This window comes from Amycolatopsis alba DSM 44262, assembly GCF_000384215.1.
Lineage (GTDB): Bacteria > Actinomycetota > Actinomycetes > Mycobacteriales > Pseudonocardiaceae > Amycolatopsis > Amycolatopsis alba.
In genome coordinates this window covers 1,118,058-1,141,861 of sequence record NZ_KB913032.1, presented here as the reverse complement: position 1 = coordinate 1,141,861, position 23,804 = coordinate 1,118,058, and the positions used below count along the sequence as shown (strand labels likewise).

The 23,804-nt window shown below is 69.6% G+C and carries 25 protein-coding genes; 13 read left to right on the top strand and 12 right to left on the bottom strand.

From position 1 onward, the window contains the following. Positions 1 to 13: 13 nt before the first annotated feature. A complete protein-coding gene (locus AMYAL_RS0105225; RefSeq protein ID WP_020630260.1) occupies positions 14 to 193 on the top strand; it encodes a hypothetical protein in 180 nt (59 codons plus the stop codon). Positions 194 to 197: 4 nt separating this feature from the next. Here the strand turns inward: AMYAL_RS0105225 and AMYAL_RS0105220 are convergent, their stop codons facing one another. Genes AMYAL_RS0105220 through AMYAL_RS0105210 form a run of 3 tightly spaced genes read right to left on the bottom strand, consistent with a single transcriptional unit; the run spans position 198 to position 3,879 of the window. Continuing rightward, positions 198 to 2,498, bottom strand: coding sequence for a glycoside hydrolase family 65 protein (locus tag AMYAL_RS0105220; protein ID WP_093976438.1), 2,301 nt, complete (start codon positions 2,496 to 2,498; stop codon positions 198 to 200). Between the two features lie 56 nt (positions 2,499 to 2,554). Further along, on the bottom strand, positions 2,555 to 3,289 hold the full coding sequence (locus AMYAL_RS0105215; protein ID WP_020630258.1) for an HAD family hydrolase: 735 nt from the start codon (positions 3,287 to 3,289) through the stop codon (positions 2,555 to 2,557). Positions 3,290 to 3,300: 11 nt separating this feature from the next. Further along, the gene (locus tag AMYAL_RS0105210; protein WP_245192801.1) at positions 3,301 to 3,879 is read right to left on the bottom strand and encodes a TetR/AcrR family transcriptional regulator; all 579 of its coding nucleotides are present in this window, start codon (positions 3,877 to 3,879) and stop codon (positions 3,301 to 3,303) included. A 72-nt stretch (positions 3,880 to 3,951) separates the two neighbouring features. Here AMYAL_RS0105210 and AMYAL_RS0105205 point away from each other — a divergent pair, with 72 nt between their 5' ends. Continuing rightward, complete coding sequence (locus AMYAL_RS0105205) at positions 3,952 to 4,458, top strand: PaaI family thioesterase (protein WP_020630256.1); 507 nt, start codon at positions 3,952 to 3,954, stop codon at positions 4,456 to 4,458. Here the strand turns inward: AMYAL_RS0105205 and AMYAL_RS0105200 are convergent. Together AMYAL_RS0105200 and AMYAL_RS0105195 are read right to left on the bottom strand one after the other, a co-directional pair. After that, a complete protein-coding gene (locus tag AMYAL_RS0105200) occupies positions 4,455 to 4,808 on the bottom strand; it encodes a nuclear transport factor 2 family protein (RefSeq protein WP_020630255.1) in 354 nt (117 codons plus the stop codon). The genes AMYAL_RS0105205 and AMYAL_RS0105200 overlap by 4 nt on opposite strands. 35 nt (positions 4,809 to 4,843) lie before the next feature. Beyond that, on the bottom strand, positions 4,844 to 5,326 hold the full coding sequence (locus AMYAL_RS0105195) for a MarR family winged helix-turn-helix transcriptional regulator (protein ID WP_026466762.1): 483 nt from the start codon (positions 5,324 to 5,326) through the stop codon (positions 4,844 to 4,846). On the opposite strand from AMYAL_RS0105195, the gene AMYAL_RS0105190 reads away from it, so the two are divergent. Beyond that, positions 5,325 to 5,789 (top strand): pyridoxamine 5'-phosphate oxidase family protein, encoded by a 465-nt coding sequence (locus AMYAL_RS0105190; RefSeq protein WP_026466761.1) that lies wholly within the window; start codon positions 5,325 to 5,327, stop codon positions 5,787 to 5,789. The genes AMYAL_RS0105195 and AMYAL_RS0105190 overlap by 2 nt on opposite strands. Here AMYAL_RS0105190 and AMYAL_RS0105185 read toward each other — a convergent pair. Both AMYAL_RS0105185 and AMYAL_RS0105180 read right to left on the bottom strand, forming a co-directional pair. Continuing rightward, positions 5,786 to 6,976: an ROK family transcriptional regulator gene (locus tag AMYAL_RS0105185; protein WP_026466760.1), complete on the bottom strand. Its 1,191-nt coding sequence runs from the start codon at positions 6,974 to 6,976 to the stop codon at positions 5,786 to 5,788. The genes AMYAL_RS0105190 and AMYAL_RS0105185 overlap by 4 nt on opposite strands. A gap of 219 nt (positions 6,977 to 7,195) precedes the next feature. Beyond that, the gene (locus AMYAL_RS0105180; RefSeq protein WP_020630251.1) at positions 7,196 to 7,924 is read right to left on the bottom strand and encodes a zf-HC2 domain-containing protein; all 729 of its coding nucleotides are present in this window, start codon (positions 7,922 to 7,924) and stop codon (positions 7,196 to 7,198) included. A gap of 58 nt (positions 7,925 to 7,982) precedes the next feature. Between AMYAL_RS0105180 and sigC the strand changes: the two genes are divergently transcribed. From sigC to AMYAL_RS0105160, 4 genes are all read left to right on the top strand, one after another. Beyond that, a complete protein-coding gene (gene sigC, locus AMYAL_RS0105175; RefSeq protein WP_020630250.1) occupies positions 7,983 to 8,552 on the top strand; it encodes an RNA polymerase sigma factor SigC in 570 nt (189 codons plus the stop codon). A 190-nt stretch (positions 8,553 to 8,742) separates the two neighbouring features. Next, positions 8,743 to 10,980, top strand: coding sequence for a xanthine dehydrogenase family protein molybdopterin-binding subunit (locus AMYAL_RS0105170; RefSeq protein ID WP_020630249.1), 2,238 nt, complete (start codon positions 8,743 to 8,745; stop codon positions 10,978 to 10,980). 26 nt (positions 10,981 to 11,006) lie between these two features. Continuing rightward, positions 11,007 to 11,462 (top strand): (2Fe-2S)-binding protein, encoded by a 456-nt coding sequence (locus tag AMYAL_RS0105165; RefSeq protein ID WP_020630248.1) that lies wholly within the window; start codon positions 11,007 to 11,009, stop codon positions 11,460 to 11,462. Positions 11,463 to 11,602: 140 nt separating this feature from the next. Then, positions 11,603 to 12,844 (top strand): PucR family transcriptional regulator, encoded by a 1,242-nt coding sequence (locus AMYAL_RS0105160; protein WP_026466759.1) that lies wholly within the window; start codon positions 11,603 to 11,605, stop codon positions 12,842 to 12,844. A 374-nt stretch (positions 12,845 to 13,218) separates the two neighbouring features. Here AMYAL_RS0105160 and AMYAL_RS0105155 read toward each other — a convergent pair whose 3' ends face one another. Together AMYAL_RS0105155 and mgrA are read right to left on the bottom strand one after the other, a co-directional pair. Further along, entirely contained in the window at positions 13,219 to 13,977 is a 759-nt protein-coding gene (locus AMYAL_RS0105155) for a class I SAM-dependent methyltransferase (RefSeq protein ID WP_020630246.1), read from the bottom strand. A 56-nt stretch (positions 13,978 to 14,033) separates the two neighbouring features. After that, positions 14,034 to 15,068, bottom strand: coding sequence for an L-glyceraldehyde 3-phosphate reductase (mgrA, locus tag AMYAL_RS0105150; RefSeq protein WP_020630245.1), 1,035 nt, complete (start codon positions 15,066 to 15,068; stop codon positions 14,034 to 14,036). Positions 15,069 to 15,257: 189 nt separating this feature from the next. Between mgrA and AMYAL_RS0105145 the strand changes: the two genes are divergently transcribed. Next, positions 15,258 to 16,235, top strand: coding sequence for an ArsR/SmtB family transcription factor (locus AMYAL_RS0105145; RefSeq protein ID WP_020630244.1), 978 nt, complete (start codon positions 15,258 to 15,260; stop codon positions 16,233 to 16,235). Positions 16,236 to 16,427: 192 nt separating this feature from the next. Next, positions 16,428 to 16,736 (top strand): DUF6355 family natural product biosynthesis protein, encoded by a 309-nt coding sequence (locus tag AMYAL_RS0105140; RefSeq protein ID WP_020630243.1) that lies wholly within the window; start codon positions 16,428 to 16,430, stop codon positions 16,734 to 16,736. A gap of 64 nt (positions 16,737 to 16,800) precedes the next feature. Here the strand turns inward: AMYAL_RS0105140 and AMYAL_RS0105135 are convergent, their stop codons facing one another. Then, entirely contained in the window at positions 16,801 to 17,781 is a 981-nt protein-coding gene (locus tag AMYAL_RS0105135; protein ID WP_342364855.1) for a helix-turn-helix transcriptional regulator, read from the bottom strand. A gap of 62 nt (positions 17,782 to 17,843) precedes the next feature. On the opposite strand from AMYAL_RS0105135, the gene AMYAL_RS0105130 reads away from it, so the two are divergent. From AMYAL_RS0105130 to AMYAL_RS0105120, 3 genes are read left to right on the top strand one after another with little or no spacing between them, the layout of a single operon-like run. Then, positions 17,844 to 19,289 (top strand): MFS transporter, encoded by a 1,446-nt coding sequence (locus AMYAL_RS0105130; RefSeq protein ID WP_020630241.1) that lies wholly within the window; start codon positions 17,844 to 17,846, stop codon positions 19,287 to 19,289. Positions 19,290 to 19,310: 21 nt separating this feature from the next. After that, positions 19,311 to 20,192, top strand: a complete 882-nt coding sequence (locus AMYAL_RS0105125) for an AAA family ATPase (RefSeq protein ID WP_020630240.1) — start codon at positions 19,311 to 19,313, stop codon at positions 20,190 to 20,192. Then, complete coding sequence (locus tag AMYAL_RS0105120) at positions 20,189 to 21,538, top strand: vWA domain-containing protein (RefSeq protein ID WP_020630239.1); 1,350 nt, start codon at positions 20,189 to 20,191, stop codon at positions 21,536 to 21,538. The genes AMYAL_RS0105125 and AMYAL_RS0105120 overlap by 4 nt, the downstream gene beginning before the upstream one ends. Positions 21,539 to 21,542: 4 nt before the next feature. Here AMYAL_RS0105120 and AMYAL_RS0105115 read toward each other — a convergent pair whose 3' ends face one another. Together AMYAL_RS0105115 and add are read right to left on the bottom strand one after the other, a co-directional pair. Then, complete coding sequence (locus AMYAL_RS0105115; protein WP_143267615.1) at positions 21,543 to 22,376, bottom strand: transglycosylase SLT domain-containing protein; 834 nt, start codon at positions 22,374 to 22,376, stop codon at positions 21,543 to 21,545. Positions 22,377 to 22,445: 69 nt separating this feature from the next. Further along, positions 22,446 to 23,420 carry an adenosine deaminase gene (gene add / locus AMYAL_RS0105110; protein WP_020630237.1) on the bottom strand — a complete coding sequence of 325 codons (975 nt, stop codon included), beginning with the start codon at positions 23,418 to 23,420 and terminating at the stop codon, positions 22,446 to 22,448. A gap of 154 nt (positions 23,421 to 23,574) precedes the next feature. Here add and AMYAL_RS0105105 point away from each other — a divergent pair, with 154 nt between their 5' ends. Continuing rightward, the gene (locus AMYAL_RS0105105) at positions 23,575 to 23,793 is read left to right on the top strand and encodes an antitoxin (RefSeq protein ID WP_020630236.1); all 219 of its coding nucleotides are present in this window, start codon (positions 23,575 to 23,577) and stop codon (positions 23,791 to 23,793) included. The last annotated feature ends 11 nt before the right edge of the window (positions 23,794 to 23,804 follow it).

Genomic DNA, 23,804 nt, shown 5'->3' with positions numbered 1-23,804 from the left:
GTACCCCGGACATATGAGGGAAAGCAAGAAGAGCTTCGGGCAGGACGACGAAGAAGACCTCGACGACCTGCGCGGGATCCAGCCGAAGACCGACGTGCCGAGCGCGCCCAACCGTGACCTCGGCCCGCACGGCACCGAGGAGGTCGACGGCGTGCCGGGCAGCGGCGAAGTGCCGATCGAACCGCCGGACTGAGCTGTCAGGTGCTCTTCGGCCGCCTTCGCGCCGGAGCGCGGCCCGGAGGTTGCACCGGGGCCGGACCCGGATCGAGCGCCGGGATCGGCAGCCGCACCGGCTCGGAGTTCACCGTGAAGGTCTCGCCGTGGTGCGCCAGTTCCAGCGGTTCCCCGGTGATCACGTGATACGTCGCGCCCTCACGGTCGATCTCGACCTGGAACCGGGTGCCGCGAAAGGTCAGCCGGAACGCGATGCGCTCCAGTTGCGGCGGTAGCCGGGGGGCGAAGGTCAGCCGTCCGCCGTGGTCGCGCAGCCCGCCGAACCCGGCGACGGTGCCTTGCCACGCGCCTGCCAGTGAGGCCAGGTGCAGGCCGTTGCGGACGTTGTTGTGCACGTCGTGCAGGTCGGTGAGCGCCGCTTCGGCGAGGTAGTCGTAGGCCAGTTCGAGATGTCCGACCTCGGCGGCCACCACGGCCTGCGTCCCCGCCGACAGCGACGAATCCCGCACTGTCCGAGCCTCGTAGTAGGCGAAGTCGCGTGCTTTCTCCTCCGGTGTGAAGGAATCCCCGCACAGGTGCAGCGCGAGTACCAGGTCCGCCTGCTTGACCACCTGCTTGCGGTACAGGTCGAAGTACGGGAAGTTCAGCAGCAGCGGGTAGAAATCCGGTTCCGTTGCCTCGAAATCCCACTCGTCGTGCTCCAGGAACCCTTCGGACTGCGGGTGGACGCCGAGGTCCTCGTCGTAAGGCACGAACATCGCTTCGGCAGCTTTGCGCCACTGCGCGACCTCGTCCTGGGTGACCTCGAAAGCGGTCGCCACGTCCTCGTGCGCACCGCAGATTTCGGCGGCGTAGAACAGGTTCCGGCGTGCCATGAGGTTCGTGTAGACGTTGTTGTCCGCCACCGCGGAGTACTCGTCCGGGCCGGTGACACCGTCGATCCGGAACCGGCCTCGCCGGTCGAAATGCCCCAGTGACAACCACATCCGCGCGGTTTCGAGGAGCAGTTCCGCGCCGCAGGTCCGCATGAAGTCGTCGTCGCCGGTGGCGTTGAGGTAGCGCACGACGGCGTCGGAGATGTCCGCGCTGACGTGGAACGCCGCCGTGCCCGCCGGCCAGTACGCCGAGCATTCCGCGCCGTTGATCGATCGCCAGGGGAACGCGGCGCCGCGCAGACCGAGCTGGGTGGCCCTTTCCCGCGCTTTGTCCAAAGTGGAGTGACGCCAGCGCAGCGCGTCCCTGGCGGCGTCCGGCATGCTGTAGGTGAGCACGGGCAGGACGAAGGTCTCGGTGTCCCAGAACGCGTGCCCGTCGTAACCGGGACCGGTCAATCCCTTGCCCGCCAAGGCCCTCGCCTCACCGCGGGCGCCGGCCTGCAGGAGATGGAAGAGCGCGAACCGCACCGCCTGCTGCAGTTCCGGATCGCCGTCGATCTCGATGTCCGAGGTCGCCCAGAAGTCGTCGAGGAACTCCTTCTGCTCGGCGAGCAGGCCCTTCCAGCTGGTCTGCCGGGCCCCGGCCAGCGCGGCCTCGACCTGGGCGCGCAAGGCGGGCACCGAACGCTGCGCGGACCAGCCGTAGGCGAGGAACTTGGTGATCCGCAGCCGTCCGCCCTTGGGCACGTCGGCGGCGATGGTGAGCCGCGCCAGGTCCTCCTCGGCCTCGATATGCGTGCGGACGCCGTCGGAGACGTCGATCTTGTGGTCCATCGCGGCGGCCATCCGCAACCCGGACCGGCGGGTCTGGTGCACCAGCACGGCGTGGTACTCCTCCGCGTGGTGGTATTCGCCGACCAGCGGCGACTCCAGCGCCGCCGCGACCCGCGGATCACGCGTGTCGGACTCGACCGGTTCGTTCGCCAGCAGATCCGACTGCACGACCAGCTGGAGTTCGTCGTCGAGCGGTTCGACCTCGTACCGGATCGCGGCGACGGCCCGCTGGGTGAAGGAGACCAGGCGTTCGGTCTTCACCCGGACCCGGCGCCCGGTCGGCGACGACCACACGGTGTCGCGCGCGAGGGTGCCCTTCCGGAAGTCGAGGACGCGGTCGTGGTCGGTCGCCTGCCCGTACCGCATGTCGAGCGGTTCGTCCTCGACCAGCAGCCGGATGACCTTGCCGTCGGTCACGTTGACGACGGTCTGCCCTTCTTCCGGGTAGCCGTAACCGGTTTCCGCGTAGGGAAGGTCGTGCTGCTCGTAGAAACCGTTGAGATAGGTGCCCGGCAGGCCGCGGGGCTCGGCCTCCTCCAGCGTGCCGCGCAGGCCGATGTGCCCGTTCGACACCGCGAACGCCGATTCGGTGCGCTGCAACGCGTCGACGTCCATGCCGTGCCAGCGCAGCTCCCACGGCGAGACCTCGTAGCCGCGGAGAAACGATTCGGTCACTTGCGGTCCTCCAGGAGCTCGGCTAGGTCGTCCACCACGACGTCGGCACCATGCGACAGCAGTTCGCCCGCCTGGTGCGCGCGGTTCACCCCGACCACGTAACCGAATCCGCCGTCCTTTCCGGCCCGCACGCCCGCGAGCGCGTCCTCGAAGACGGCCGCGTTCGCGGGGGCGACATCGAAGGCTTCGGCGCCGGCGAGGAACGAATCGGGGGCGGGCTTGCCGCGCAACCCCTTCTCGGCGATCACGATCCCGTCGATCCGCGCTTCGACGAACTTGGTCAGGTCGGCGGCGTCGAGCACCTTCGCGCCGTTGGCCGACGACGTGACGACGCCGATGCGCAGTCCGGCCGCCTTTGCCGCTTCCAGGTACCGCACGGAACCTGGGTACGGGGTGACGCCCTCGTCGTCGATGATCTTCAGCACCAGCTGGTTCTTGCGGTTCCCGACGCCGTTGACGGTGGCGGCGTCGATGCCGTCGTCCGGCTTCCCCTCCGGCAGTTCGATCCCGCGCGAGGTGAGGAAGGTGCGGACGCCGTCCGCCCTCGGCCTTCCGTCGACGTAGGCCGCGTAGTCGGTGTCGGTGAACGGAGAGAACGTGTCACCGTCGCGGGTGCGCAGGAAGTCGTCGAACGTGCGTTTCCACGCTGCCCGGTGCTGGGCGGCGGTTCCGGTCAGCACGCCGTCGAGGTCGAAGAGGCAGGCCGTGATGGTGCCGGGCAGACCGATCATGCCTCCGAACGCTACCCCGGCTCGCCGGTGCCCGCGCGGGTCACGAGCGCGACGTGCCGCGCGGCCCGGTCCAGCGGATCGGGTGACCGGCGGATCCGGCTTACCAGCAGGGCGCCTTCGAGGTTGTTCACGATGGCCGTCGCGAGGTCTTCGGTGTTCTCGGCGTCGTGGCCGTCGAGCAGCTCCACCAGCAGGACATGCCAAGCGGCGAACGCGTGCCGGCACGCCTCGGTGATCGCGGGCGACGCGTGCGCCATCTCCAGCGTGATCGTGGCGAGCGGGCAGCCGCCGCGGTAGCCGTCCGCGGCCAGTGCCTCGCCCGCTTTGCGATACCACCAGCTCACGGCGTCCTCGACGGTCTCGTTGCGCTCGAAAGCGCGGCGGATCGTCTTCGCTACGACAGCGGTGCCGAGTTCGATCGCGGCGACGGCCAGCTGCTCCTTGCCGCCGGGGAAGTGGTGGTACGCCGAACCCCACGGCGTCCCGGCCTGCTCGACCAGCCGCCGCCACGACGTCGCCTGGTAGCCCTCGCGGCGGAAGAGCGTCATCGCCGTCGAGATCATCCGCTCGCGGGTGGTGGCATCGGACACGTCCTTCAGCATAGTCCTTGACTAGGACGATCGTCTTGGGAAATTCTAGGACGACCGTCTTAGGAGGCACGTATGACCGTCGAAGCCACCGGGCAGACCAGGCAGAAGACCGTGACCTGGCAGGATCCGCTGCCCACCGCCCGCATCGGCCGCGAGCTGTCCGGGCTCGACTACCTGACCGGCATCGCCGAAGGCCGGATCCCGCCGGCGCCGATCTCGGCCCATTTCGGCATGCGCTGGGTGAGCGTGGCCGAAGGCGACGTCGTACTGGCCGCGACGCCGGACGAGTCGCTGTACAACCCGATCGGGACCGTGCACGGGGGTGTCGCGGCGACCCTGCTGGATTCGGCGGTGGCGTGCGCGGTGCACTCGACCCTGCCCGCCGGGGTCGGGTACACGTCTGTCGAGCTGAAGGTGAACTACCTGCGCGCCATTTCCGGCTCGGTGGGGGAGATCCGGGCGCACGGCTGGATCGTGAAGGCCGGTTCGCGCGTCGCGTTCGCCGAGGGCGACATCCGCGACGGGCAGGGCAGGGTGCTCGCGACCGCGTCGAGCACCTGCCTGATCATCAAGCCCTAGAACATTTCGGCGCCGGGCGGCACCGGCTGCTTGACATCCCAGTGCTCCACGATGAGCCCGTCCGCCACGCGGACGATGTCGACGACGGCCGTGCCGCGTTCGTCACCCGCCGGAACCACGTGCAGGTGCACGACGACGTGGCTGTCGTCGGCGATCACGCGTTTGACGGTGACGTCCGCGCCGACCATCGGCGAATTCCGCATCGCCTCGACGAAAGCGTCACGGCCGGAGGGGAAACCAGGGCTGTGGGTGACGAAATCCGGGTGCACGTTGGCGGCCGCGGCGGCGAAGTCCTTGTGCACGAACAGGTTCTCGAAGCAGTCGAGGACGATCTTCTTGACTGTGGTCATCCGCTCATCGTTCCGCGCGGGCCCGGCGCCGTCGATTACCGCGGAGGTAATACCCGGCGTCCGCGGATCGCTTCCGGATCGCCGTAGCGGTCGAGTATCCCGGCCAGCAAGGCTTTCGCGTCCGCGATCCGTTCCGCGCCGAATTCGTCGGCGAGTTCCTTTTCCAGCGCGGCCCGGTGTTTCCGTGACGCTTCGACGGCGCTTGAGGCCTGTTCCGTCAGGTGCAGCAGGCGGGTCCGCGCGTCGGCGGGGTCGGGCTCGCGCCGCAGCAGGCCCCGGCGTTCCAGCTCGGCGACGGCCTTCGAGGCCGCCTGCTGGGTCACGCCCATCCGCTCGGCGAGCGCGGAGATCGACAGCGGCCCCGCGAGCACGTGCTGGAACACGACGCCGTCGTTGAACCGCAGTTCGCCGAGCCCGTCGGCGGTCAGCCGCCGCTGGACTTCGCCGCCCATCGCCCAGCCCGCGAACAGCGAGACGAGTGACAGGTCGAGGTTCGACGGCGTAGGATCCACAACCATGGTTGTGGAATCTAGCACGGTTCCGCCGGAGCTGGCGGCGGAGTTCGTCCGCGTCGCCCATCGCGTGGTGTGGTGCACGCTCGCGACGGTCGACAGGCAGGGCAGGCCGAGGTCGCGGGTGGTGCACCCGATCTGGGAAGAACGGGACGGTGACCTCGTCGGGCACCTGTTCACCCGGCCGACGCCGCTGAAGAAGGCGCACCTGGCGCGCACGCCGTTCGTCTCGTGCTCGTACTGGGATCCGGCGCACGAGGTCGCCGTCGCCGAATGCGGCGCCGTCTACGCCGACGATGCGGAAACACGGCGGCACCTGTGGCGCCTGGCGTCGGAAACGCCGGAACCACTGGGTTTCGACCCGAAGATCATGGGCGGTGACGATCCGCTGGATCCGGGCGTCACCGTGCTGAGGCTGACGCCGTGGCGGGTCAGCGCCGGCGGAAAGGCCTGGCGGCGCGCTGGTTAGGCCACGCCGACCTTCCGTTCGAAGACCAGGCCTTCGGCGGCGCGCAGCCCGACGCTGATCGCGCCGGTCAGCACACCGTCGTCGCCGAGTTCGCCCTGGACGACCGAGGGGACGAGCGGGGTGAACGAGCGCAGGGCGCGGTCGATCGGGTCGAGGAGCAGATCGGCCGCGGTGCCGATGCCGCCGCCGAGCACGATCAGTTCCGGGTCGATCACCGCCGCCACCGACGCCACGGTGTACGCGAGCCTGTCCGCCTCCGCTTCGACGGCGCGAAGGGCGAGTTCGTCGCCGTCGCGGGCGAGCCGGAAGACCTCGCGGGCCGATTTCGCCGTGCCGAGGCCGAGTTCGCGCGCGCCGCGGACGACGGACTGTGCCGCCGTCGCCTCTTCGAGGTGCCCGCGGACCGGAGGCGCGTCCGCCGCGTGCGATTGGCCGTAGGGCAGGTAGCCGATTTCGCCCGCCGCGCCCGTCGCGCCGCGGAAGACCGCGCCGTTGACCATCACACCCATGCCGACGCCGGTCCCGATGGTGATGCAGGCGAAGACGGACGCGCCACGCGCGGCACCGCGTTCCCATTCGCCGACGGCGGTGAGGTTCGCGTCGTTCTCGACCATGAGATCCGGGCCGAGGACGCCTTCGAGTTCGTCGAGCAGGCCCGCCTTGCCCCAGCCGGGCAGGTTCGGCGCGTGCCGGAAGCAGCGCTTGGCCGGATCCGCGACACCGGGCGAGCCGAGGACGCGCACGACGATGTCGGCCTGGCTCAGCCCGGCTTCGCGCACCGTCGCCGCCGCTAGGGCGCCCACGGCGCTGACGAGCGCGGTGCCCGAACGCGACGTGTTCCGCTCGTCACGGCGGGCGACCACGGTGTGGCCGAGATCCGAGACGGCGACGCGGAGATGCTCGCGCCCGATGTCGACACCGAGGACGTATCCGGCCGTGGGATCCGCTTCGTAGAGGACGGCGGACCGGCCGGTGCCGGTCGAGGTGTGCCCGGTCGCCCTGGCGAGCCCAGCCGCCTCGAGGGCCAGTAACGCTTGGCTCACCGTGGGTTTCGAAAGACCGGTGTCCTTGGCGACCTGCGGCCGCGTGGCGGGGCCGCTACGGCGCAGGAGGTCCAGCACGGCGCGCTGGTTGATCTTCCGCATCCCGGCGGGGGTGCCGACGGGCGGACTTTCTGCGCCAACCACGAGCTTCGCCTCCTGTCGAACCAAGGTGTTCCACCAAAGTTATCCGGCTCCGGCCCGAAAAGGGCAAGAAGGTTTACATTCGGTGGTTCTCGGTGACAGTAAACGTGTCCGGGCCGCAACTCGCGCACGCCGCGCGCGAAATCCGGTGATTCACCCCGGTGTCCGGGCAGGTGCTCCCAGTGACCGGAAATGGTCTAGACCAAGTGGGTCAAGATCCGGTCAAGCGACGTGACGGCTCGCCGGACGCCGGAATCCCCGGTGCTGACGTGATCGCTCGGGGGCTTCTTCGGTCTCGTGACTCGTTTCCGCGGGGTAGGAATCCGAGCTGTCGGCCGTCGTCGCCGGACTGGGGAGGTTGCGCAGGCGGTGCTGCCGGTTCACCACGTACAGCAGCAGGACTCCGAGGACGACCAGTCCGTGCGTGAGCACGCGACCGGCGGTGACCTGCCCGGTGACGAGATCGCCCGCGGACAGCGCCAGGAGCAGCGCGACGAAACCGGTCAGCGCGGGCAGCTGCCCGGCCGCCGCCTTCGTGCGGAAGGCCGCCCAGCCGAGTCCGACACCGACAGCGAGGTTCCACGCGCTGCTCTCGTGCGAAAGGTGCCCGATCAGGGACTCCGTGCCGTGTCCCGCGGCGTGGTCCTCGACGCCCAGCAGCTGGGCGAAGGCGAGCGCGAGCTGCGCGATGGCGACCACGGCAAGGGCGATCCGGGCGGTCCAGCCCTCACCCGGTGGGGCGGGGGTGCGCTCCAGGATGACGGCGGTGAGGTCCGGGACCGGGGGAGCCGGGCGCAGCAGCAGCGTCCGGTGCAACCGCTCGGCGCGGGCGAGCCACGACCGGCAGGCCGCGCACCCGGCCACATGCCGGTCGACCACCGCGGACGGGGCGGGTTCGGTTTCGCCGTCGAGCCGGGCCGACAGGGCTTCACGGCAAGTCTCGCACTTCACATCTCATTTGTCGGGCATGGACCTGCCCCGGTTCCCGTGACGCTGCTACGTTTCCCCTATGGCCGGTCCGCGCAACCACGACGACGAGCGGGTGACCGAGCTCGCCCTCGCCGCCGCCCGCGGTGACCGGCGGGCGCTCGAAGACTGGGTGCGTGCCACCCAGGCCGACGTCTGGCGCTTCGTCGCACACCTCGCCGACGTCGGCGCCGCGGACGATCTCACTCAGGAGACTTACCTGCGCGCCTTCGGCAGCCTGCGCCGGTTCGCCGGCCGGTCCTCCTCGCGGACCTGGCTCCTGTCGATCGCGCGCCGGGTGGTCGTCGACCGCATCCGGGCGGCATCGGCCCGCCCGAAACTCGCCGACGTCGACTGGGAAGTCACGGCCGAGCGTCGCGGCGCCCGGCAGGCGGAGGGTGTCGCGGGCTTCGAGGACCTGGTGGAGCTGCGGATGCTGCTCGACGGGCTCGACCCGGAACGGCGTGAGGTCCTCGTCCTCACCCAGGTGCTGGGCCTTTCCTACGCCGAGGCCGCCGAGATCTGCGGCTGCCCGGTCGGCACCGTGCGCTCGCGTGTCGCGCGGGCCCGCGAAGACCTGCTCGAAGCGGGCCGGGAACGCGACTCCATCTGACGCCCCTGTTGGCCGCACTGTGGCGCGTCACACATTTGGGGCTCTTCGCTGTCACCTCGTCACACAGATGAGCTGACACGACTACTCCGCGTTGACTAGGCCGAATGCCGATGCCTAGCGTGTCGCCATCCGACCCCAGGTCGCGCGAGGGTCCCCGCCTTCACCGCGCGCTCTCGAAGGGATCTTCCCGATGGCCAGTCCCACCACGACCGAGGGCCAGGACCCCGGCGGCCTCGGCCGTCGCCGGTTCCTGAGTTTCCTCGTCGCCGCGCCCACCCTCACGATCGCCACGAAGATCGGCATCGACACCGTCGCGCCCGAAGAGGCCGAAGCGGTGATTCCGACCCTGCCCGGACCGGCCGAGATCCTCGACCTCGGCGACGTCCTGATCCTCTCGAACGCCCCCACCGCCGGTCTCCTCGTGCTCGAAGTCCGCGAAGACGGCCGGGTGCGGCTGGAACTGCCGCGGACCGAGGTCGGCCAGGGCATCACCACCGCGAACGCGATGCTGGCCGCCGAGGAGCTGGACCTGCCGCTCGACCGCGTCGACGTCGTGCTGTCCGACGCCCGCCCGGAACTGCTGTTCAACCAGCTGACCGGCGGTTCCAACACGATGCGCTCGCTGTACACCCCGGTCCGGACCGCCGCGGCCGCCGCCCGCGCCCGCCTGGTCGCGACCGCCGCGCAGCAGTGGGGCGCCAAGGCCGACCGGCTGTCCACAAGGGACGGCGCGGTGATCGCGCCCGACGGCCGCCGCCTCGATTACGGCGCGCTGTCCAGGCCCGCCGCCCGCGCCGACCTCGGCAAGCTCGCCGCGACCCCGAAGGCGGAGTCCGCGCACAAGCTGGTCGGCACGCCGCAGTCGCGCAAAGACGCCCGCGCGATGGTCACCGGGCAGCTGAAGTACACGCTCGACCTGGACATCCCCGGCGCGAAACCGGCCATGGTCCGCCGTCCGCCGACGATCAACGGCACGGTCAAGAAGGTCAACAACGAGGCCGCCGTCCGCGCGATGCCGGGCATCCTCGACATCGCCGTCATCAAGACCGGGGTCGCGGTGCTGGCCGAGACCTTCGGACAGGCGCTCGACGGAAAGAACGCCCTCGACGTCACCTGGAACAGCGGCACCGTCGACGGCGAGAACAACGCGACGATCAAGAAGAAGCTGCAGGCCGCGGCGCTGCCGTTCGTCGTGCCGCCGCTGCTGACCCAGTACGTCGACGGCGAATTCGACTTCGCCTTCGCCAGTCACGCGCCGCTGGAGACCAACTCGGCGGTCGCCGACGTCCGCGAGGACAGCGCGACCATCTGGTCTGGCATGAAGGTCCCGATCCTCGCGAAGCAGAACATCGCGCAGGAACTCGGGCTGCCGGCGAACAAGGTCACCGTGCACGTCCAGCAGGCGGGCGGCTCGTTCGGCCGCAGGCTGTTCTCCGACGGCGCGATCGAGGCCGCGCGGATCTCGAAGGCGATGAAGCGGCCGGTGCGACTGATGTGGAGCCGCATCGACGACATGCGCCACGGCCGCGCCCGTGCCGCGAGCCACCACAAGATCCGCGCCACCTTCGCGCTCGGCCAGGTCCTCACCTTCGAACACCGCGTCGCCAGCGTCGAAACCGACTGGGGTCACGGGCTCGGCGAAGTCCTGACCGCCTTCGCCGCCGAACTCCCGGTCGGCGGAAACCTGAGCTTCGCGCAGACTGTGTTCCTGCTGACGGTGAAGTCGCCGTACAACTTCGGTGTCACCACGCAGCTGCTCAACGAGGTCCCGGTCGACTTCCACACCGGCGCCTGGCGGTCGGTGTACTCGTCGAGCACGCGCGGCGCGGAAGAGATCATGGTCGACGAGATCGCCGCGAAACTCGGCAAGGACCCGGTGGCGTTCCGGCGCGAGTTCATCAAGAACGACCGGCAGCGCGCCGTGCTCGACAAGGTCGCCGAACTCGGCGAGTGGGGCAAGAAGATGCCCAAGGGCTTCGCACAGGGTGTCGCCGTGCACGGCGAGTACAAGTCGTACACCGCCTGCCTGGTCGAGATGGACGCCCGCGACCCGAAGAACCCGCGCGTCACCAAGGCGACCATCGCCGTCGACGTCGGCAAGCCGATCAACCCGCGCGGGATCGAGGCGCAGATGCTCGGCGGCCTGACCGACGGCATCTCCACGACGTTGACCGCCGGGCTGCACATCGACAAGGGGCTGCCGCTGGAAGGCAGCTACTCGCAGTTCCACTACGCGCGGCAGAAGAACTCGCCGATGGACGTCAAGGTGCACGTGATGCCGGAGACGGGCGAGATCGGCGGCGCCGGGGAACTCGGCGTGCCCGCGCCGGTCGGCGCGATCGGGAACGCCTACGCGCGGGCCACCGGGATCAAACCGCGCAGCTTCCCGATCAACTTCCCGGTCGACTTCGAACCCTTCCCCCGCTGACTTTCCTTCCCCGCCAAGGAGCTCCGATGCCCAATTACACCTTCACGGTGAACGGGAAGACCGTCACCGTCGACGCGCCCGCGAATCTGCCCATGCTGTGGGCGCTGCGGGACAAGCTCGGCGTCCGCGGCCCGAAGTACGGCTGCGGGATCAACGTCTGCAAGGCCTGCACGAGCCACCTCGACGGCGAGGCGTTCAACCCGTGCGTGACGCCGGTGTCCGACTGCTCGGGCAAGGACGTCACCACCATCGAAGGCCTCGCCGACGGGGAGGACCTGCACCCGGTGCAGGAGGCGTGGCTGGAGCAGGATGTCGCGCAGTGCGGCTACTGTCAGCCGGGGCAGATCATGGCCGCGGTGGCGCTGCTGAAGAAGACGAAGAACCCGACGGACGCCGAGATCGACGCGATCCAGAACGTCTGCCGGTGCGGCACCTACTTCCGGATCCGCGAAGCCATCAAGAGCGCGGCCGCGAAGATGTGAAAATTCCGCCGGTGCGGTGGAAATCCCGATTTTTCGCCGCACCGGCGGTGGGTTTCCGCTTCGACAGGCCACTTCCGGGCAAGTCGTGTTAGATGACGTCCCCAGGGGCTCGACGAAGTGCCCCTGCCCGGAGGACGTCCATGCACTATCGAACTGTGCTCCGCGAAGGCTCGGCCTTCGTCGTGGCCGAACTGGCCGTCGAGGTCGAAAAACAGCTGCCAGGGCTCATCGACTCCACCGTCGAGCAGATCCGCGCCGAAATGCCCGTGTATCACGACGCGCAGTTCGTCTCCTTGGCCGAACTGCGGACTTCGGTGCGGAACAACCTCGAGTCCGTCATGCGGACCCTGCGCGGCAGCGAAGAACCCGATCTCGCGCAGGCACGGGCGACCGGGCGCGCGCGGGCGTTGCAGGGCGCGCCGCTGCCGGAACTCCTGCGGGCGTACCGGATCGGGCTCACCGAGGTGTGGAACCGGTTCGTCGAACTGACCGCTTCGGGCGAGCATCAGGATCTCCGCGGTCTCGTCGCCGCGACGTCGGCGATCTGGGCGCTGATCGACGATTACGCCGAGGCGCTGACGACGACCTATCGCGACACCACCGCCGAAGTCATGCTGGCGCATCAAAGCAGGCGCTCCGCGTTGGTCGAGGCACTGTTCGCGGGCGGCGCGGCCATTGAAGGCACGCTGTGGGACATCGCGCGCGTGCTGGAACTCTCGCTCGACGGGACCTACGTGGTCGTCGCGGCGGAGACCCCGCGTGTCGGGCACGAACCGTTGCCCCAGATCGAAAACCGGCTCCGCGACCGGCATCACGCGTCCGCCTGGCGGCTGACCCCGGACCTTCAGGTCGGCGTCGTGTCCATGCGGGATCCGTCGGCGTCCCAGGTGATCATCGAGCTGCTGCGGGAGAACCAGACCGGCCGGATTGGGGTCAGCCCGGTGTTCACCGGTCTCGGGAACACCTCCCGCGCGCTGCACCTCGCGCGGGTCGCGCTCTCCAGCCTCATGCCGGGAAGCACGGGAATGGTGCAGTTCAACGAATCCCCGCTCGCCGGGCTCGTCGCCAGCGCGCCGGAGGCGTCGGTCCAGCTCGCGCACCACGTGCTGCGGCCTGTCCTGGACCTGCCCGGCGACGACCGGAACGTGCTGCTGCTGACGTTGCGCGCGTGGTTCGAATGCCAGGGCTCCACGAAACTGACGTCGGAGCGGATGTTCTGCCACCCCAACACGATCCGGCACCGGCTGAAGCGGATTTCCGAGGAGCTGGGCCGTTCGCTGACCGACCCGGCCGACATCGCCGAGCTCGGCGCGGCCCTGCGCGCGCTCCACATGTTCCCGGACACCTCGCATCTGCCTTCGCCGAGGTATCCGCCGCGCTAGCGCCCACGAGCATGCCCCGAGCGCCACGCTTGAGACGTTGAGCGTCCCTGGCGTGGCGCTCGGGGCATCCGCGAACCCGCGCCCCGGCGGAGCCGCACCATGGCGACCACGCCCAGCAGCGGGCCGCCAGCCGACGGCATCGGCGAGCACCGGCAGGCCCTGGATGGTCAGCGCGCTGAGCAGGAACCCGATCGCGGTCTGCGCGGTGCCGACGTAGCGGGGATCCGCGGTTTCGCTCAACGCGGCGGAGAACCACAGCCCTATGGCGAGGATCTGCGCGGCGGAGGTGAGCGCCAGCTGGCGCGGTGCGGAGCTGGACACGCCCGCAGGTATCGCACCCGCGAGCGGCCCTGCTCAAGATCTCCCGGCGGCGATCACCCGAAGGTGTGGCCAGGCTTGACGGCCTCCACCAGCACTCGCCGGGAATGGGCGACGAACTTCCCGTCGGTCTCGATCAGCCGATGGAGTTCCGTGAGTCTGTCGCGGTACTTGTCCACTTCGAACCCCGGCACGATCCAGATCACCTTCCGGAGGAAATGGACGACGGCCGCGAGATCGAAGAACTCCATCCGCAGTTTCGCCGGTTCGAGCCGCTCCACCCGCAGCCCGACGGCCTCCGCCTCGACGCGCAGCACTTCCGGCGTCCAGTCGCCGTAGTCCTGCGGGCCGAGGAAGAACTCCTTCAGCTCGCGGACGGTGCCGGCGCCGATCTGTTGCGACAGGAAGGTTCCGCCCGGCCGCAGCACGCGGGCGATCTCCCGCCACGGATTCTCGATCGGATGACGGCTGCTCACCAGGTCGAAGGACTCGTCGGGGAACGGCAGAGGCGCGTCGTACTCCGCCTCCGCCACCTCACCGCCCAGTGGTGCGAGGGTTCTCCGCGCGACCTCGACGTTCGGTGGCCAGCCTTCGGTGGCGGCGAGGACCGGCGGCGGTTTCGGGATGCCCGCGAGCACCTCGCCGCCGCCGGTCTGCAGGTCCAGCCCCGCCGAAGCCGCCGCCATCCGTTCGCCGAGCAGCCGCGAGTACCCCCACGGCGGCCGTTCCTCCGTGGCCCGGCTTTCGAACCACGAGAAGTCCCAGCCTTCGACCGGGACGGCCGCTCCTTCGGTGAGCTGATCTTCGAACGTCATGTCCGCAGTCTCGGTCCCGCCGCCCGCCGGGGCAACGCGATTTCGCGACCCGGACCCTATCCGGCGTCGGTCGACCGCTTCCACAGGTTGATGTCGGCCTCGGTGGCGTAGCGGTCGATCTCGGCCAGCTCTTCGTGGGTGAAGTGCAGGTTCTTCAGCGCGCCGACGTTGTCCTCCAGCTGGGCGACGCTGCTCGCGCCGATCAGCACCGACGTCATCCGCGGGTCGCGCAGGCCCCACGCCAGCGCGAGCTGCGCCAGCGTCTGACCACGCCGCTGGGCGATCTCGTTCAGCGCCCGGATCTTGCCGACGGTGTTCTCGGTGATCGTGTCCGGGTTGAGTGACTTCCCTTGCGCCGCGCGGGAATTCTCCGGAACGCCGTCGAGGTAGCGGCTGGTCAGCAGGCCCTGCGCCAGCGGTGAGAAGGCGATACAGCCCGCGCCTTCGGCTTCGAGCGTGTCGAGCAGCTTGTCGCCTTCGAGCCAGCGGTTGAACATCGAGTACGACGGCTGGTGGATCAGCAGCGGCGTGCCCAGCTCCCGCAGCAGCCGCGCGGCCTCGGCGGTCTTCTCCGACGAGTACGACGAGATGCCGACGTACAGCGCGCGCCCGGAGCGGACGGCGGTGTCGAGCGCGCCGACGGTCTCCTCGAGCGGTGTCTCGGGATCGAAGCGGTGCGAGTAGAAGATGTCGACGTAGTCCAGGCCCATCCGGCCGAGCGACTGGTCCAAAGAGGACAGCAGGTACTTGCGCGAACCCCATTCGCCGTACGGGCCCGGCCACATGTCGTAGCCCGCCTTGGTCGAGACCACCAGCTCGTCGCGGTACGGCTTGAAGTCCGAGGCCAGCAGCCTGCCGAAGTTCTCCTCGGCCGAGCCGTAGGGCGGGCCGTAGTTGTTGGCGAGGTCGAAATGGGTGATGCCCAGGTCGAACGCGCGCCGCGCGATGTCCCGCTGCGTGCCCAGCGGCTTGTCGTTCCCGAAGTTGTGCCACAGGCCCAGCGAGATCGCGGGCAGCTTCAGGCCGCTGCGCCCGGTGCGGCGATAGGGGATGCTCTCGTACCGGCCCTCGGCCGCGACGTAGGTGCTCACAGCCCGATGCTAGCCCGAGGAAGAGCGCCGCCGAATGTGACATCTCGCTTCCCGGCCGGGCACGGCTAACGGAAGCCCGCTAGTTCGAAGAGATTCGAACTAGTCGGGCAATACCGGAATGGGTGGGTGGTCGGACCGGGTAAAGGGGCTATCCTGCGAAGGTAACGGAACAAACTGGGGGTTCCATTAATGCTGCGCATATACTTTTCCACGGATGATCTGCTCAGGATCCGGCTACTGGCCGAACCACATCGGATGTGGGAGATCCTGCTGAGCCTTCATCTGGTCCAGACCGATCAGGACCAGCCGGTTTTCGGCGGTTGGCGGCGGAAGCTGCGGCCTCGGCTGCCGTCGAGCACGGGGCTGCTCACCGCGCTGGCGAGACCCACGGGCTACTCGCCGGACTTCCTCACGCCGTCCGGCGACATCCCCGATCTGGAGACCGGGATCGACCTGCTCCTCGGTACCACGAGGACGAGGTTGAAGACCGACATCGCCGAACTCGCCCGGCACCGGGTGCTGCCGACCTGGGTGGCCGGGATCGCCGACGGCGAGGTGGAGTCGCTGAGACGGCTGGCCGCCGCCTTGCGCGCGTACCACCGCGAGGCCATCGAGCCGTTCTGGCCGGGTATCCGCCACCACGTCGAGCTGGACCGGCGGAGCAGGGCGGATGTCGTCGCCTCCGTCGGCTTCGAGGCAGTCCTCGCCGGGCTGCACCCCGCCGTCCGGTGGCGGTCGCCGGTGCTCGAGGTCGACTATCCCGTCGACCAGGATCTGCACCTCGACGGCCGCGGTCTCGTCCTGGCGCCGTCGTTCTTCTGCTGGGGCGGTCCCATCACGACGCTCTCCGGCGACTCCGCCACACCCATGCTGGTCTACCCCGTCGAACGGTCGCCGGGCTGGTCGGCGACCACGGACGAGGAGGCGATGCGTGCCCGCTCGCTGACCGCCCTGCTCGGCCGGACCAGGGCCACCGTGCTGCGGACGATCGCCGATCTGCCGCAGGTCAACACCACTGATCTCGCCAATGCGCTCGGCATCTCCCTCGCCGGCGCCAGCCAGCACACGACCGTGCTGCGCAACGCGGGCCTGGTGCAGACGGCACGGACGAACGGCGCGGCGGTACACCGGATCTCGCGAAGAGGTTCCGCATTGCTCCGGCCGTGATCGCGGTTTCAAGCAGTAGTGAAAGGGCTTGTCACTCGCGCGCCGAATTCATAAGTTTTGAGAGGTCCGACCGGAACCGGCAGGAAATACCGACCCCCTCCCGATGGGCGGAATAGTCCCCGCACGCTCATTTGGGAAAGGGTCTTTCCGGAATTGCTCGGACTCGGGAAAACCAATCTGGAGGGAACAGCCATGTTGAAGCAGATCGCCACCAGGGCCGCCGTCGCCGCGTCGGTCGCCGCCTCGGCGGGCGCGCTGATGTTCGGCGCCGCCACGACCGCGTCCGCCGCGGAGGCCACTCCCCAGGGCGACCTGGGAACGATGGCCGTGTGCGGCTACTACGAGCAGGGCCTGATCAGCTACTACAACCACTGCGGCCCGACCAACGTCTCGATCCACGTGACCTACAACGTCGGCAGCGACGAGGACCTCTGCGTCACGCCGGGTATCACCAAGCTCGGCTACAACGCCGACAACGCGTGGTACACGGGTCTCTGCTGACCTGACGCCCCTCAGGGGCTGTCCGGACACGACTGAGTCGAACGCGAGTGGCGGTGAAGGGTCCTCACCCTTCACCGCCGCTTGCGTTTCCGTCTCCGGACGCACGGGAGAAGAGACTGGCGACGGTGCCGAGGTGATCTTTGAACGCCGAAGGCGCCTCGACCTCGAAGGGCGCCCCGATGGCGGCGAGGATCAGCACGGGCCAGTCGAAGGTGTCGACGTTCATCGTCAGGCAGCAGGACGTCTCGTCGATCGCTTCGAGCATGCCGCCGACGTACCGCACCGCCGCCTCGACCCGTGCTTTCGGCGCCTCGACCCGGACGACCAGCGTGTGCGTGGTCGGCCTGGCCTTGATCTGGGCCTCGACGAACTTCACCGCGTCCCCGCCGGGGATCTCGCGCGGCCGGTAGCGGGCGCCGGTCGTCCTCGGCTCGCTGAGCCTGTCGACGCGGAAGGTGCGCCAGTCCGCCCTGTCGAGGTCCCACGCCACCAGATACCAGCGCCGTCCGAGTGAGACGAGCCGATGCGGCTCGACCAGCCGCGCGGACTCCTCGCCGCCGCGCGCCGCGTAGTCGAACTTCAGCCGCTCGTCGTCCCGGCAGGCCTGCGCGATCACCGTCAGGCTGGCGGCGTTGACCCGTGGACCGGTGACGGCGGCGGGTGTCGTGTACGCCTGGAGGGCGTCGACGCGCCTGCGCAGCCGGGGCGGCATCACCTGGACGACCTTCGTCAGCGCCCGGACCGACGTCTCCTCGATGCCCTCCACCGAACCGCCCGCCGCCGTCCGCAGGCCGACCGCGATCGCCACGGCCTCCTCGTCGTCCAGCAGCAGCGGCGGCATGACCGTGCCCGACCTCAGCTGGTAGCCGCCCGCGACGCCGCGGCTCGCGTTGACCGGATAGCCCAGCTCGCGCAGGCGCTCGACGTCACGCCGTAGCGTCCGCTCGCTCACTTCGAGCTTGTCGCTCAGTTCGATCCCCGACCAGAAGCGGTGTGTCTGCAGAAGGGACAGCAATCGCAGCATCCGCGCACTCGTGTTCGCCATGGATCCAGATTCGCTCCGATTCCGGTCAGAAAGTGGCCGGAATTGACTTTAGCGTTGATCCCATGACGATGACACTGGACACCCCGAGCGCTGCGACCTCGGAAAACGCGCTCGAGCCGAAGCCGTACCGCTGGCGGTGGCCCGCGCTGTTCGTGATCCTGACCGGCTCGGTGATGGAACTGCTCGACATGACGGTCACGAGCATCGCGGGGCCGGTCATGCGGGCCTCGCTCGGCGGCGGCACGTCGATGATCCAGTGGCTCGGCGTCGCGTACACCCTCGCGATGGTGTCCGGCCTGCTCACCGGCGGCCGGCTCGGCGACATCTTCGGCCGCAAGCGCATGTTCCTGATCGGCGCGATCGGCTTCGTCGCCGGTTCGCTGCTCTGCGCGGTCGCGGTGAGTCCCGAGATGCTCATCGCCGCGCGGGTGGTGCAGGGCCTGTTCGGCGCCGCGATGGTCCCGCAGGGCCTCGGCATGATGAAGGAGATGTTCGCGGGCAAGGAACTGCAGTCCGCGTTCGGCATGTTCGGCCCGGTGATGGGGCTCGCCGCGGTCGGCGGCCCGATCCTCGCGGGCTGGCTGGTCGACGCCGACCTCTTCGGCACCGGCTGGCGGATGATCTTCCTGATCAATCTCCCGATCGGCGCGCTGGCCGTGGCCGCCGCGCTGAAGTTCCTGCCCGAGTCGCGTCCCGGCGGTTCGCTCAAGCTCGACATCCCCGGCGCGCTGCTCGCCACGACCGGTGCCCTGCTGATCGTCTTCCCGCTGGTACAGGGGCGGGAATACGGCTGGCCGCTGTGGATTTTCGCGATGATGGCCGCCGCGGTCGTGGTGTTCGGGGTGTTCGCGTGGTTCGAGAAGCGCAAGAGCCGCCGCGGTGGTGACCCGCTGGTCGAGCCCGGCCTGTTCCGCAAGCGCAGCTTCCTCGCCGGGATGGCGACCGGCACGATCTACTTCGCGGCGTTCTCCGGATTCGGCTTCGTGTTCGCGCTGTACCTGCAGCTCGGGCTCGGTTTCTCGCCGCTCAAGGCCGGGCTGTCCGGGGTGCCGATGTCGCTGGGCATGATCGTCGGGATGGGCCTGGTGCAGGCCGTTCGCAAACACGGCCGCAAGGTGCTGCACACCGGCGCGCTGATCATGGCCGCCGGCGTGGTCGCGCTGCTGCTGATCCTTGGCCCGGAGACCGGCCCGTGGCAGCTCGCCCCGGCGCTGCTGGTGGTCGGGGTCGGATCCGGGCTGATCATGGGGCCGTACTTCGAGATCGCGTTGTCCGGAGTGGAACCGTCGGAGGCCGGATCGGCGTCGGGCGCGCTGACGTCGCTTCAGCAGGTCGGTGGCGCGCTGGGGATGGCGTTGCTGGGCACGGTGTTCTTCGACGCGGGCACCGCGGGCCCGACCGACGCCGCCCAGCGGACGTTCTGGGTGGTCGCGGTGATGGTGCTGCTCACCTTCGCGGTCGGGTTCCTGCTGCCCAAGCGGATCCGCGACGTAGAGTCGGCCGGGTAGGCGATCGAGCTGGGAGGCCGCGTGGCTGGGACCGGGTACTTCACATCCGTCGAAGACGTGACGGCGAAGCTCGCCGACACCGGCTACCTGGCTTCGGCGGCCGTCGCCACCACGGTGTTCCTCGCGGACGCCCTCGGCAAGCCGTTGCTGATCGAGGGCCCCGCGGGGGTCGGCAAGACCGAACTGGCGAAGGCGGTCGCGGAAGCGAGCGGCTCCCGGCTCGTGCGGTTGCAGTGCTACGAGGGTGTCGACGAGTCCCGCGCGCTGTACGAGTGGAACCACGCGAAGCAGCTTCTCCGGATCACCGCGGGCAAAGACGAGACGTGGGACGAAGCCCGCAACGACATCTTCGGCGAAGAGTTCCTGCTGGCCCGGCCGCTGCTGACGGCCATCAAGGGCGACGAGCCGACCGTTCTGCTCATCGACGAGACCGACAAGGCCGACGTCGAGATCGAGGGGCTCCTGCTGGAGGTGCTCGGCGACTTCCAGATCACCGTCCCGGAACTCGGCACGATCACCGCCGTCCGCAAGCCGTTCGTGGTGCTGACCTCCAACGCGACCCGTGAACTCTCCGAGGCGCTCCGGCGGCGTTGTCTCTTCCTGCACATCGATTTCCCCGACGCGACACTGGAACAGCGCATCGTGCGGCTCAAGGTGCCGGGTGTCGACGACGCGCTCGCCGCGTCCGTGGTCAAGGTGATCACCGCGCTGCGGGCGATGGAACTGCGGAAGGCACCGTCGGTCGCCGAAACCATCGACTGGGCGAGGACCCTGCTGGCGCTCGGCGCGGACAGCCTCGGCGAGGACGTCGTCCGCGCCAGCCTCGGCGTCATCCTCAAGCACCAGGACGACATCGTGAAAGCGGACGCGCGGCTGGAGCTCGGCAAGGTCCTCGACTCGTGAGCGGCGTGCCGGGCAGGCTCGTCGAGTTCGTGGAAGCGTTGCGGGAACACGGAATCCCGTGTGGTCCCAGCGAAACGGTCGACGCCGCCGCGGCACTCGAGGTGCTGGGCCTTGCCTCCCGAGAGCAGATGCGGGAAGGGCTCGCGGCGGCGCTGGTCCGGCGCGGCGGTCAGCGCGCGGTGTTCGACGCGACGTTCGACATCTACTTCCCGCTCGGCGTCGGAGCGCCGTCGCAGGACCCCGTCGACGACCTCGCCGCGCTGCGCGACCGGCTCGCCACCGCGCTCGCCGCGAACGACCAGACGGATCTGACCCAGCTGGCCGGGCTCGCCGTCGACATGCTGGGGCAGTACGGCGGCACCGCGGGCACCGGCGGCTGGTCGGCCCACCAGACACTCGAACGCCTGCAACCGCAAACGCTCGTGGTGCGCGTGCTCGAAGCCATCCGTGCCGGCGTGCCCGAGGAGTTCACCGACAGGCTGGATCGCGACGATGTCCGGCGCCGCGTCGAAGGCTTCCGTGGGCTCGTGCGGACCGAAGCACGCCGCCGGGTGGCGGAAGTCCGTGGCAGGGAAAGGGTTTCGCGGCACGCCGTCCCGCCGGCCGCCGACCGCGTCGACTTCCTGCTCGCCAGCCGCGCGCAACTCGCCGAACTCCGCCGGGTCGTGCAACCGTTGTCGCGCAAGCTCGCCACCCGCCTGGCCGCCCGGCGACGGCGGCACGCGCGCGGGCAGATCGACCTGCGCCGGACGCTGCGGCGGTCACTGTCCACCGGCGGCGTCCCGATGCGGCCGTCGTACCGGCGGCACCGGCCGGGAAGGCCGGAAATCGTGCTGCTGTGCGACATGTCGGGGTCGGTGGCCGGCTTCGCGAACTTCACCATGCTGCTGGTGCAGGCCCTGCGCGACCAGTTCAGCAAGGTGCGGGTGTTCGCGTTCATCGACGCGTGCGACGAGATTACCCACCTCGTCGACACCGGCGCCGCCGACCCGGAGGACCTCGGCGCGCGCATCCTCGCCGACGCCGAGCTGACGCGCTGGGACGGGCACAGCGACTACGGGCACGCGCTCGGCGAATTCGTCGAGCGGTACGCGGATGCCGTGGGGCCCAAGACATCCATGCTCATCCTCGGGGACGCCCGCACCAATGGCGGCGACCCGAACCTGGCCGCGGTGCGCGGGATCGCCGCCGCGGCAAGGCATACGTACTGGCTCAACCCCGAGCGGGTCGCGCTCTGGTCCACCGGGGACTCCGAGGCGCACGCCTACGCGGAGGTCGTCGAGATGCACGAATGCCGGAACGTGCACCAGCTGACCCGGCTGGTCACCAGGTTGCTGCCAGCCTGAGACTTCAGCGCGGCGCCGGCGCCGGTTCCGGCTTCAGCGCGGCCTTCCCGTAGGCGTCGGCGTTGCTGAACACTTCCTGCCCGTACTGGGTGGAGTTGTTGTACGTCAGCACCGCGGTCCACCAGCCGTTCGGCTTGCCGAGATCGCCGCCCCGTGCGCACATGTACCGCGCCGTGGTCATCGCGGCGTCGTCGATGTTCTGCGGGTCCGGCGCGGCGCCGTCGTCGCTCGCACGGACGCCGTACCGCTTCCAGGTGGCGGGCAGGAATTGCATCGGGCCGACAGCGCGGTCCCACTTCGCGTCGCCGTCGAGGGCGCCCTTGTCGGTGTCGACGACCGCCATCACCCCAGGGGAGCCGTCGAGCGGGATACCGATGATCGGGGGCGTCACGACGCCGTCCTCACCGGCGCGGGAACCGTCGTGCCGGGCGTGCTGGGACTCGGTGCGGCCGATCCCGGCGATGGTCGCCCAGGTGATGTCGCAGCGAGCGGGCGCCGTCGCGGCCGCGTTCACGTAGGCACGCAGTGCGCGCGAAGGGATGTCCGTGTTCTCCGACACCTTCGCGATCCAGGCGTCCTTCGCGGGCTCCGCGGGCAGCGGTCCGGCGTCGCCGGGGATCGCCGAACGCGGCGCGGGAGAGAGCGCGGGAACGGTGAACACCGGTTTGACCGGGACCGGCTCGCGGTCGTTGAGGCTGACCACGACCCAGACGGCACCGGCCACCAAAGCGCCCACGACCAGGAGCGCGAGCATCACGCAGCCACGAGGGCCGCGTTTCTTGGGCGGAGGCTGCCACTGGTCCATCAGGTCCAGTGCCGAAGGGGACGAAGCGGTCACCGGTTCCACGGTACGTGACGGATGTGGAGATCTTGTGTGGCCCACCGACCGGGTGAGCTGAACCACCCGTCAGGCGAGCCAGGCGTCGATCTCCGCGTGGATCGAACGCTTCAGGTCGCTGGGCGCGAAGGACGCGTCGACGGACGCCCGCGCGAGACCGGCGAGCGCGAGGTCGTCGTAGGCGAACGCCTCCCGCGTGCGCAGGAACTCGTCGGTCAGCGTGGTCCCGGTGATCGACGGGACGTCGGTGCTGAGGGTGACCACGAGCCCGGCGTCGACCAGCCGGGGGAGCGGGTGCTCCTCGAACGACGGCACCAGCCCGAGCGTCACGTTCGACGACGGGCAGACTTCGAGCGCGATACCGCGTTCCCGTACCTCGGCGACCAGCGCGACGTCTTCGAGGATCCGGATGCCGTGGCCGATGCGTTCGCTGTGGCCGACTTCGAGGGCCTCGCGGATGCTGGGCGGGCCGGCGTCCTCCCCGGCGTGGTGGATCAGGCGCACTCCCGCCTCGCCGGCCTCGTCGCAGATTCCGGCGAACGGCGCGAGCGGGTACTTCTCCTCCCCGGCGATGCCGATCGCGAACACGCCGTCCTTGGCGTACCGGCGGGCCAGGTCGAGGGTGAGCCGGGCGCGTTCGACCGATCGGCGGCGCGAATGGTCCAGGATCACCCGCCAGTGGAGCCCGTGTTCGGCCGCGCCCGCCGAGAGTCCTTTGAGGACGGACGCCAGTGGCATGTCCGGCTCGCCCAGCCGTTCGCCGTGCGCCGCCGCGGTGAAGGTGACCTCGGCGTGGCGGACGCCGTCCGCGACCTGGTCTTCGCAGAATTCGCGCGCCACCCGTTCGAAGTCCTCCGGCCTGCGCAGACAGGACCGCAGCAGCCCGTTGTAGTCACCGAACGCGCGGAACCCGTCGAACACGGGTTGTTCGGCGGGTACGGCGACGCCGTTCGCCTCCCCGAGGTCACGGAGCGTGTCCGGCCGGATCGTGCTTTCGAGGTGGACGTGCAGATGCGCCTTGGGCAGCAGCGAAAGGTCCCGCATGAGTCCGAACCTAGCGGCCGTTCCCCTCGTCGCGCGCCCCGTTTTCCGGCGCCCCGATATCCGAAATGAGTGATTTGGCCCGCTGCGGGAACCCCAAGGCCATCACCGGTCGTTGAGCAAGTCGACCAGACGACCCCGAGGAAAGGGACCCACCGTGGCTCTACTGCGGAAGTTGACCGCCCTGGCCGGCACCGCCGGGGCCGTGCGCGCCTACGTGCGCAAGAACCCCGAGAAGGTCTCCAAGGTCGTGAACAAGGCCGCGACCTTCGTCGACCACAAGACCAAGGGCAAGTACCACAGCCAGATCGACGGCGCGGTCCGCAAGGTCGACGGGATGACCGGACGGCCGCCCCGCCGGCCTTACGAGCACTGAGTCATGAACGA